The 9,399-nt window shown below is 68.9% G+C and carries 16 protein-coding genes; all 16 read left to right on the top strand.

The genetic code is table 11. The annotated features are described in order from the left end of the window. Positions 1 to 18 precede the first annotated feature (18 nt). The 16 genes from AB0316_RS19985 (at position 19) to rplE (ending at position 9,398) form a co-directional block, all read left to right on the top strand. Positions 19 to 828 (top strand): hypothetical protein, encoded by an 810-nt coding sequence (locus AB0316_RS19985; RefSeq protein WP_366274924.1) that lies wholly within the window; start codon positions 19 to 21, stop codon positions 826 to 828. A gap of 52 nt (positions 829 to 880) precedes the next feature. Then, complete coding sequence (locus tag AB0316_RS19980; protein WP_366274922.1) at positions 881 to 2,185, top strand: M18 family aminopeptidase; 1,305 nt, start codon at positions 881 to 883, stop codon at positions 2,183 to 2,185. A 425-nt stretch (positions 2,186 to 2,610) separates the two neighbouring features. Further along, positions 2,611 to 2,919, top strand: coding sequence for a 30S ribosomal protein S10 (rpsJ, locus tag AB0316_RS19975; protein WP_009775966.1), 309 nt, complete (start codon positions 2,611 to 2,613; stop codon positions 2,917 to 2,919). Positions 2,920 to 2,930: 11 nt separating this feature from the next. Then, positions 2,931 to 3,596: a 50S ribosomal protein L3 gene (rplC, locus tag AB0316_RS19970; protein ID WP_366274920.1), complete on the top strand. Its 666-nt coding sequence runs from the start codon at positions 2,931 to 2,933 to the stop codon at positions 3,594 to 3,596. Next, complete coding sequence (gene rplD / locus AB0316_RS19965; RefSeq protein WP_366274918.1) at positions 3,593 to 4,228, top strand: 50S ribosomal protein L4; 636 nt, start codon at positions 3,593 to 3,595, stop codon at positions 4,226 to 4,228. Before rplC ends, rplD begins: the two co-directional genes overlap by 4 nt. Beyond that, complete coding sequence (gene rplW, locus AB0316_RS19960) at positions 4,225 to 4,524, top strand: 50S ribosomal protein L23 (protein WP_020143242.1); 300 nt, start codon at positions 4,225 to 4,227, stop codon at positions 4,522 to 4,524. Before rplD ends, rplW begins: the two co-directional genes overlap by 4 nt. Before the next feature lie 29 nt (positions 4,525 to 4,553). After that, on the top strand, positions 4,554 to 5,390 hold the full coding sequence (gene rplB, locus AB0316_RS19955) for a 50S ribosomal protein L2 (protein ID WP_142204302.1): 837 nt from the start codon (positions 4,554 to 4,556) through the stop codon (positions 5,388 to 5,390). A gap of 15 nt (positions 5,391 to 5,405) precedes the next feature. Then, positions 5,406 to 5,687 carry a 30S ribosomal protein S19 gene (rpsS, locus tag AB0316_RS19950; RefSeq protein ID WP_026864141.1) on the top strand — a complete coding sequence of 94 codons (282 nt, stop codon included), beginning with the start codon at positions 5,406 to 5,408 and terminating at the stop codon, positions 5,685 to 5,687. A 26-nt stretch (positions 5,688 to 5,713) separates the two neighbouring features. Next, positions 5,714 to 6,082 carry a 50S ribosomal protein L22 gene (rplV, locus tag AB0316_RS19945; protein ID WP_142181397.1) on the top strand — a complete coding sequence of 123 codons (369 nt, stop codon included), beginning with the start codon at positions 5,714 to 5,716 and terminating at the stop codon, positions 6,080 to 6,082. Further along, positions 6,082 to 6,906: a 30S ribosomal protein S3 gene (rpsC, locus tag AB0316_RS19940; protein WP_030194229.1), complete on the top strand. Its 825-nt coding sequence runs from the start codon at positions 6,082 to 6,084 to the stop codon at positions 6,904 to 6,906. The genes rplV and rpsC overlap by 1 nt, the downstream gene beginning before the upstream one ends. A gap of 2 nt (positions 6,907 to 6,908) precedes the next feature. After that, positions 6,909 to 7,328, top strand: coding sequence for a 50S ribosomal protein L16 (rplP, locus tag AB0316_RS19935; RefSeq protein ID WP_020143237.1), 420 nt, complete (start codon positions 6,909 to 6,911; stop codon positions 7,326 to 7,328). Continuing rightward, entirely contained in the window at positions 7,328 to 7,696 is a 369-nt protein-coding gene (gene rpmC / locus AB0316_RS19930; RefSeq protein WP_366274915.1) for a 50S ribosomal protein L29, read from the top strand. Before rplP ends, rpmC begins: the two co-directional genes overlap by 1 nt. Then, the gene (rpsQ, locus tag AB0316_RS19925) at positions 7,693 to 7,983 is read left to right on the top strand and encodes a 30S ribosomal protein S17 (protein ID WP_366274913.1); all 291 of its coding nucleotides are present in this window, start codon (positions 7,693 to 7,695) and stop codon (positions 7,981 to 7,983) included. The genes rpmC and rpsQ overlap by 4 nt, the downstream gene beginning before the upstream one ends. A gap of 98 nt (positions 7,984 to 8,081) precedes the next feature. After that, on the top strand, positions 8,082 to 8,450 hold the full coding sequence (gene rplN, locus AB0316_RS19920) for a 50S ribosomal protein L14 (protein ID WP_020143234.1): 369 nt from the start codon (positions 8,082 to 8,084) through the stop codon (positions 8,448 to 8,450). A 2-nt stretch (positions 8,451 to 8,452) separates the two neighbouring features. After that, on the top strand, positions 8,453 to 8,836 hold the full coding sequence (gene rplX, locus AB0316_RS19915) for a 50S ribosomal protein L24 (RefSeq protein ID WP_366274912.1): 384 nt from the start codon (positions 8,453 to 8,455) through the stop codon (positions 8,834 to 8,836). 1 nt (position 8,837) lies between these two features. Continuing rightward, on the top strand, positions 8,838 to 9,398 hold the full coding sequence (gene rplE / locus AB0316_RS19910) for a 50S ribosomal protein L5 (protein WP_366274911.1): 561 nt from the start codon (positions 8,838 to 8,840) through the stop codon (positions 9,396 to 9,398). Position 9,399 lies beyond the last annotated feature (1 nt).

Below are 9,399 nucleotides of genomic sequence, written 5' to 3'. Positions count from 1 at the left end.
GTGCCGTATGACTGGCCCATGGTGTCGACAGGGGAGAACGACGGGATCGCCGCACGAGTCCGCGCGGGCCGGAGGTGTCGCGGTGGCGCGCGATGGGCGGCCGTTCTCGTCGCCGCGCTGGTGCTGCCCCTGGCGGGCTGCGCCAAGGAGGGGCGGGTGGACACCGCCGCGCCGTGGGGCGCGGCCGCGACCTCGGGGCCGGTCCTACCGCCGGCTCGGACGGTCACCGTCATGGCCCCGGCCGTCGTGAGCCCGACGATGCAGCCGACCACGCCCTCTCCCGGGGCCTCAGGCGCCGGTCGGCCGGTCATGGTCGGGCACCGCGTCAGCGCCCGGCGGGCGGGCGTGTCCTTCGACGTCCCGGACGGGTGGCGTGCCATCGACCCGGCCCTCGCCACCAGTGGCGGCGCGCCGGCCCTGCCCGACTCCTTCCGCGCGCTGGCCCAGCAGTCGGGGCAGACGCCGGAGGAGTTCCTCAAGCGGATCGGCACGCTGATGGAGGTCCTGGTCATGGCGCCCCCGCGGCACGGTTTCGCCGACAACGTGTCGGTGATCCCCACGCCCGTAGGTCTGCCCAGCGCGCAGGAGCTGCGCGACCAGCTGGCGACGGCGGGGGCGGCAGTGGTCAGCGTTCAGCGACTGGCCACTCCGGTGGGCGACGCCCTCGTCGCCAAGTCGCGGCTCACCATCGGCACCAAGGTGGTGTCCAGCCGCTCGATCGCGCTGGAGGTGAGCGGCCGGCTGACCTACATCACGGTCTCGGCCTCCGACTGGAGCAGTGCCGACACCATCGCCGACGGGATCCTGCGCTCGCTCCGTCGCGCCTGACCGGGGGCCCGGACCGCCGGCCGGGCCAGGTGGACGGATAGGGTCGTTGGCCATGGCGCACTCGTTCGACACCGACACCGAAGCCCAGGGCCTCATCGACTACGTCGACGCCTCACCCACGCCCTTCCACGCGTGCGAGCAGGCCGCGGCCCGGCTCGCGGCAGAGGGCTTCACCGAGGTCGACGAGTCCGCCGCCTGGCCCACCGAGCCCGGCCGCCACTACCTCGTGCGGGGCGGGTCGCTCATCGCCTGGGACACCACGGGCGCCCACGGCGCCGGGTCCGGTCCGGCAGCCGGCTTCCGGGTCGTCGGGGCGCACACCGACAGCCCGAACCTGCGCATCAAGCCCCACCCCGACCACGCGCGCGCCGGCTGGCAGCTGCTCGGCGTCGAGCCCTACGGCGGGCTGATCCTCAGCTCCTGGCTCGATCGCGACCTCGGCCTCGCCGGCCGGGTCGCTGTGCGGGGGGCCGGGGGAGTCGAGACCCGCACCTTCCACGGCCGCGAGGCGCTGCTGCGGGTCGCGCAGCTGGCGATCCACCTCGACCGCAGCCAGAACGACGAGCTGACGCTCAACAAGCAGGCCCACATGGAGCCGCTGTGGGGCCTCGGCAACGAGCCGGGCGACTTCGTCGGCTACCTCGCCGAGCAGGTCGGGGTCGACCACCACGACGTCCTCTCGTGGGACGTGATGACCCACCCCGTTCAGCCGTCGACGCGGCTGGGCCGCTCCCGCGAGCTCATCGCCGCACCGCGGCTCGACAACCTCGCAACGTCGTATGCCGGGGTGCGGGCCCTGCTCGACGCCGTGACGACCGAGCCCGCCCACGTGCCGGTGCTCGTGCTGTTCGACCACGAGGAGATCGGCAGCACCTCCGAGCGCGGCGCCACCTCGACCCTGCTGCCGTCGGTGCTCGAGCGCATCGTCGCCGCCGGCGGCGGCACGCGCGACGACTACTGGCGTGCCCTGGCCTCGACCGTCATCGCCTCCGGCGACATGGGCCATGCCACGCACCCCAACTACGCCGACCGGCACGAGCCGCTCCACCAGATCGCCGTCAACGCCGGGCCGGTCCTCAAGGTCAACACCAACCTGCGCTACGCCACCGACTCCGTGGGCGCCGCGGCCTTCCGGCTCGCGTGCGAGCAGGCCGGCGTCCCGATGCAGACCTTCGTGACGCGCAGCGACCTGCCGTGCGGCTCCACCGTCGGGCCGGTCACGTCGTCGCTGACCGGGGCCACCACGGTCGACTTCGGGGCGGCGCTGCTCTCCATGCACAGCACACGCGAGCTCATGGGCGCCGAGGACCCCGCGATGTATGCCGCCGCGCTGAGCGCCTTCCTCGCGCCGGCCTGAGACCCGGCCCTCGGCCCCGTCCCCGGGGCCACCCGGGAACGGGCGGGAGGGCGGCATACGTGCTCGGTGGACGTGCCCCGGCGTGGGGGAGCGCCGGACGACGCGCCACGTTTGCGGTCCTGGCCCCCGTGCCCGGCCCGATTTGATAGTGCAGCGCGCCCTCTGGCACACTGTTCAGGTTGCTTGTCGCGCGTCGCTGACCCATGTCGGTGGCGCCGCCCCTTGAGAGCCTCCTGACGGGGACTCGCCCGGACTCCTCTCGGAGGCCCGAGGGAAGCGCAGGCACCCGGTTCGGCCGGGCAATCCACACGAGAGTGGCACTGAGGCGTGCACCTTTCGCCGCGGAGCGGGCGCGACACGCCCGACCTCGGGGGTCGGATGCCAAGGGAACCGGTAGTCAGAAGCGAGAGAGAGACGTTCATCAGATGGCGGGACAGAAGATCCGCATCCGGCTGAAGTCGTACGACCACGAGGTCATCGACAACTCGGCCCGGAAGATCGTTGACACAGTGACGCGCGCCGGCGCGACCGTGGTGGGCCCCGTCCCGCTGCCGACGGAGAAGAACGTGTTCGTCGTCATCCGGTCGCCGCACAAGTACAAGGACAGCCGCGAGCACTTCGAGATGCGCACGCACAAGCGTCTCATCGACATCATCGACCCGACGCCCAAGGCCGTCGACTCGCTGATGCGTCTCGACCTGCCGGCGGACGTCAACATCGAGATCAAGCTCTGAGGCGGTTGATCATGACTGTTGCAACCACGACCTCCAGCAAGACCATCAAGGGCGTGCTCGGCGAGAAGCTCGGCATGACCCAGGTGTGGGACGCCGACAACAAGCTCGTCCCCGTCACCGTCGTCAAGGCCGGCCCCTGCGTCGTCACGCAGGTGCGCGCCGACGAGACCGACGGCTACTCCGCGGTCCAGATCGCCTTCGGTGCGATCGACCCGCGCAAGGTGAACAAGCCGATGACCGGCCACTTCGAGAAGGCCGGCGTGACGCCGCGCCGTCACCTCGTCGAGCTGCGCACGGCCGACGCCGCCAGCTACGAGCTCGGCCAGGAGATCACGGCCGAGGCCTTCGAGGCGGGCCAGCGCGTCGACGCGACCGGCACGACCAAGGGCAAGGGCTTCGCGGGTGTCATGAAGCGCCACGGCTTCGCCGGCGTCTCCTCCTCGCACGGCGCCCACCGCAACCACCGCAAGCCGGGCTCCATCGGCGGCTGCTCGACCCCCGGCCGTGTCTTCAAGGGCATGCGCATGGCCGGCCGCATGGGTGGCGTTCGCCAGACGACCCAGAACCTCCAGATCCACGCCGTTGACGCCGAGAAGGGTCTGCTGCTCATCAAGGGTGCCGTCCCCGGCCCCCGCGGTGGCATCGTCCTGATCCGCACGGCTGCGAAGGGTGCATGAACGACATGGCAACCAAGACGCAGAACCTCCCCGCCGAGATCTTCGACGTCCAGACCAACGTCCCGCTGATCCACCAGGTCGTGGTGGCCCAGCTCGCGGCCGCTCGTCAGGGCACGCACTCGACCAAGACCCGCGGCGAGGTCCGCGGCGGTGGGCGCAAGCCGTACCGCCAGAAGGGCACCGGCCGCGCCCGTCAGGGCTCGACCCGCGCTCCGCAGTTCGCCGGCGGTGGCACCGTCCACGGCCCGCAGCCGCGTGACTACGCGCAGCGCACCCCCAAGAAGATGAAGGCCGCCGCCCTGCGCGGTGCCCTCTCCGACCGGGCCCGCTTCGACCGCATCCACGTCGTCGACTCCATCGTCTCGGGCGACGTGCCCTCGGCGAGGGACGCCGCCGCCCTGCTCGCCGGCCTGACCGAGCGTCGCAACCTGCTCGTCGTGCTCGAGCGCGGCGACGAGGTGTCGTTCAAGTCGGTCCGCAACCTGCAGAACGTCCACGTCCTGGTCGCCGACCAGCTCAACACGTACGACGTCCTGTGCGCCGACGACATCGTCTTCACCCAGGCCGCGCTCGACGCGTTCGTCGCGGGCCCCGTGAAGGCCGACAAGGCCGACAAGGAGGCCACCAAGTGAGCATCCACACCAAGGACCCCCGCGACATCCTGATCGCGCCGGTCGTCTCCGAGAAGTCCTACGGGCTGCTCGACGAGGGCAAGTACACCTTCATCGTCGACCCCCGTGCGAACAAGACGGAGATCAAGATCGCCATCGAGCAGATCTTCAACGTCAAGGTCGACAAGGTCCACACCCTGAACCGCCAGGGCAAGACCCGTCGCACCCGTTTCGGCCTCGGCAAGCGCAAGGACACCAAGCGTGCGATCGTCTCCCTCCGCGAGGGATCGATCGACATCTTCGGTGCGGGCGCCTGAGATCGACGAAGAACAAGGACTGAGCCAACATGGGTATCCGTAAGTACAAGCCGACCACGCCGGGCCGTCGTGGCTCGTCGGTCGCCGACTTCGTCGAGATCACGCGTTCGACTCCCGAGAAGTCGCTCGTTCGCCCCCTGTCCAAGACGGGTGGCCGCAACAACGCCGGCCGCATCACCACGCGCCACATCGGTGGTGGCCACAAGCGTGCCTACCGCGTCATCGACTTCCGTCGCCACGACAAGGACGGCGTGCCGGCCAAGGTCGCGCACATCGAGTACGACCCCAACCGCACCGCGCGCATCGCGCTCGTGCAGTACGCCGACGGCGAGAAGCGCTACATCCTGGCGCCGAACCGCCTCAAGCAGGGCGACCCGATCGAGAACGGCCCCGCCGCCGACATCAAGCCGGGCAACAGCCTCCCGCTGCGCAACATCCCGGTCGGTACCGTCGTGCACGCGATCGAGCTGAAGCCCGGTGGCGGCGCCAAGATCGCCCGCTCCGCCGGTGCTCGCGTCCAGCTCGTCGCCAAGGACGGCCCCTACGCCCAGCTGCGTATGCCGTCCGGCGAGATCCGCAACGTCGACGCGCGCTGCCGCGCGACCGTCGGCGAGGTGGGCAACGCCGAGCAGAGCAACATCAACTGGGGCAAGGCCGGCCGCATGCGCTGGAAGGGCAAGCGCCCGACCGTCCGTGGTGTCGCCATGAACCCGGTCGACCACCCGCACGGTGGTGGTGAGGGCAAGACGTCCGGTGGACGTCACCCCGTCAGCCCCTGGGGCCAGGCCGAGGGCCGCACCCGCAAGGGACACAAGGAAAGCGACAAGCTCATCGTGCGTCGCCGTCGTACTGGCAAGAAGCGCTGATAAGGAGCCTTTGGAATGCCTCGTAGCCTGAAGAAGGGCCCCTTCATCGACGACCACCTTCAGAAGAAGGTGGACGCCCAGAACGAAGCGGGCACCAAGAACGTCATCAAGACCTGGTCGCGTCGTTCGGTCATCAGCCCGGACATGCTCGGTCACACCTTCGCCGTCCACGACGGCCGCAAGCACGTCCCGGTGTTCGTCACCGAGTCGATGGTCGGCCACAAGCTCGGCGAGTTCGCACCGACCCGCACGTTCAAGGGTCACGTGAAGGACGACAAGAAGGGTCGTCGTCGCTGATGGCCATCGAATCCAAGGAAGAAGTCATGGAAGCCAAGGCTTCGGCGCGGCACGTCCGTGTCAGCCCGCAGAAGGCTCGCCGTGTCGTGGACCTCATCCGCGGCAAGGCCGCCACCGACGCCGTCACGGTGCTCACCTTCGCCCCGCAGTCGGCCTCCGAGCCGGTCAAGAAGGTGCTCGAGAGCGCCATCGCCAACGCCCGTGTCAAGGCCGACCGCGAGTCGGTCGCCTTCGACGAGCGCAACCTGGTCATCTCGGCCGCGTTCGTCGACGAGGGCCCGACGATGAAGCGCTTCCGCCCGCGTGCCCAGGGCCGCGCCGGACGCATCAACAAGCGCACGAGCCACATCACCGTGGTCGTGACGCAGCCGGAGAACAAGAAGGGAGCCCGCTGATGGGTCAGAAGGTCAACCCCCATGGCTTCCGTCTCGGCATCACGACGGACCACAAGAGCCGCTGGTTCGCCGACTCGACGAAGTCGGGTCAGCGCTACCGCGACTACGTCAAGGAAGATGTCGCCATCCGTCGCCTGATGGAGAAGGGCATGGAGCGCGCGGGCATCGCCTCGGTCGAGATCGAGCGCACCCGTGACCGCGTCCGCGTCGACATCCACACCGCCCGCCCCGGCATCGTCATCGGTCGCCGTGGCGCCGAGGCCGACCGCATCCGCGGCGAGCTCGAGAAGCTCACGGGCAAGCAGGTCCAGCTGAACATCCTCGAGGTCAAGAACCCCGAGATCGTCTCCCAGCTGGTCGCCCAGGGCATCGCCGAGCAGCTCTCGGCCCGCGTCGCCTTCCGTCGCGCCATGCGCAAGGGCATGCAGTCCGCCCAGCGCGCCGGTGCCAAGGGCATCCGCGTGCAGGTCTCCGGCCGCCTCAACGGCGCCGAGATGAGCCGCACGGAGTTCTACCGCGAGGGTCGCGTCCCGCTGCACACGCTCCGTGCGCAGATCGACTACGGCTTCTACGAGGCCCGCACGACCTTCGGTCGCATCGGCGTCAAGGTGTGGATCTACAAGGGCGACATGACGGCCAAGGAGCTGGCTGCCCAGCAGGCCGCCGCCCCGCGCCCGTCGCGTGGCCCGCGTCGTGACGGCGGCGACCGCCCGAACCGCGCCCGTCGTGGTGACCGCAACGAGACCGCCGCTGCCCCGGCAGTGAACGAGACCGCTGCTGCCGAGGCCCCCGCCGCGGCCAGCACCGAGAATGAGCAGGCCTGACCATGTTGATTCCCCGTCGAGTCAAGCACCGCAAGCAGCACCACCCGAACCGCCACGGTGCGGCCAAGGGTGGCACCACGATCGCGTTCGGTGACTACGGCATCCAGGCCCTCGAGCCGGCCTACGTGACCAACCGCCAGATCGAGTCCGCTCGTATCGCGATGACCCGCTACATGAAGCGTGGCGGCAAGGTGTGGATCAACATCTACCCCGACCGCCCGCTCACCAAGAAGCCCGCCGAGACCCGCATGGGTTCCGGTAAGGGTTCCCCCGAGTGGTGGATCGCCAACGTCAAGCCGGGCCGCGTCATGTTCGAGATCTCGGGCGTGGCAGAGCCGGTGGCGCGAGAGGCCATGCGCCTCGCGATGCACAAGCTCCCCATGAAGTGCCGCTTCGTCCAGCGAGAGGGTGGTGACATCTGATGGCAGTCGGAACCAAGGACCTGGCTCCCGAGCAGCTGCGTGGTCTCGACGACACCAAGCTCGCGGACGAGCTCAAGAAGGCCAAGGAAGAGCTGTTCAACCTGCGTTTCCAGTCGGCCACCGGCCAGCTGGACAACCACGGTCGTCTGCGCGCGGTCAAGAAGGACATCGCGCGGATCTACACCGAGATGCGCGAGCGCGAGCTCGGCATCGGCTCGGCCCCCGCCGCCCCCAAGGCGGAGGAGAAGACCGAGAAGGCCGAGAAGAAGGCTGCGAAGGCCGACAAGAAGGCCGAGAAGTCCGAGAAGGCTGACAAGGCCGAGAAGAAGGCCAAGAAGGCTGACGAGGCGCAGGAGGCTGACGCATGAGCGAGCAGGAGCAGGTCGTGACCGACCAGACGAGTGAGCGCAACTACCGCAAGACCCGCCAGGGCTACGTGGTGAGCGACAAGATGGACAAGACCGTCGTCGTCGAGGTCGAGGACCGCGTCAAGCACGCCCTCTACAGCAAGGTCATCCGCCGCACGAGCAAGGTCAAGGCGCACGACGAGCAGAACGCTGCCGGCGTCGGCGACCGCGTCCTCATCATGGAGACGCGTCCGCTCTCCGCGACGAAGCGCTGGCGCGTCGTCGAGATCCTCGAGAAGGCCAAGTAAGCAACCCACCCGGGGGCTCGCCCCCTGTGTGCCCCCCATCCGTTCGGCAAGGCTTCACCCAGCGGGTGAAGAACCAGCACGACGACAGGAGTTAGACAGTGATTCAGCAGGAGTCGCGGCTGCGCGTCGCCGACAACACCGGTGCCAAGGAGATCCTGTGCATCCGTGTTCTCGGCGGCTCGGGCCGTCGGTACGCCGGCATCGGCGACACGATCGTCGCCACCGTCAAGGACGCGATCCCAGGCGGCAACGTGAAGAAGGGTGACGTCGTCAAGGCCGTCATCGTCCGCACCGTCAAGGAGCGTCGCCGCGCCGACGGGTCCTACATCAAGTTCGACGAGAACGCCGCCGTCATCCTCAAGGCCGACGGCGACCCGCGCGGCACGCGCATCTTCGGCCCGGTGGGTCGCGAGCTGCGCGAGAAGAAGTTCATGAAGATCATCTCGCTCGCGCCGGAGGTGCTGTGAACATGGCGACCACCAACAAGCAGGCGAAGATGAAGATCAAGAAGGGTGACCTCGTCCAGGTCATCTCCGGCCGCAGCCAGAAGAACGGCGGCGACCGTGGCAAGCAGGGCAAGGTCATCGCGGTCTACCCCGAGACCCAGCGCGTGCTGGTCGAGGGCATCAACCGCGTCACCAAGCACGTCAAGGCCGGCGCGACCGCCCGTGGCACCCGCACCGGTGGCCTGACCCACACCGAGGCCGCGATCCACGTGAGCAACGTGGCGATCGTCGACCCCGAGTCGAAGAAGCCGACCCGCATCAAGACGCGTGTCGAGACCGTCGAGCGCAATGGCCGCCAGAAGGCGTCCCGCGTCCGTGTCGCGGTCAAGTCGGACAAGGACCTCTGAGATGACTGAGACCAGCACCAAGCCTCGCCTGCAGCAGCGCTACCAGGACGAGATCAAGAGCGCGATGCTCGAGCAGTTCGGCTACGCCAACGTCATGCAGGTTCCCGGCGTCGTCAAGGTCGTCGTCAACATGGGTGTCGGCGACGCGGCCAAGGACAGCAAGCTGATCGAGGGCGCCGTCCGCGACCTCACCGCCATCACCGGCCAGAAGCCGGTCGTGACCAAGGCTCGCAAGTCGATCGCCCAGTTCAAGCTGCGTGAGGGTATGCCGATCGGCGCGCACACGACGCTTCGTGGCGACCGGATGTGGGAGTTCCTCGACCGTCTCGTGACGATCGCCCTCCCGCGCATCCGCGACTTCCGCGGCCTGTCGCCGAAGCAGTTCGACGGCAACGGCAACTACACCTTCGGCCTCAACGAGCAGTCGATGTTCCACGAGATCGACCAGGACAAGATCGACCGCGTCCGGGGCATGGACATCACCGTGGTCACCACGGCGACCAACGATGACGAGGGTCGCGCGCTGCTCAAGCAGCTCGGCTTCCCCTTCAAGGAGAACTGAC

It is taken from the genome of Terrabacter sp. NPDC080008, from assembly GCF_040702505.1.
GTDB lineage: Bacteria > Actinomycetota > Actinomycetes > Actinomycetales > Dermatophilaceae > Terrabacter.
The sequence above is the reverse complement of the archived record's forward strand: the minus strand, read 5'-3'. Positions and strand labels throughout refer to the sequence as shown.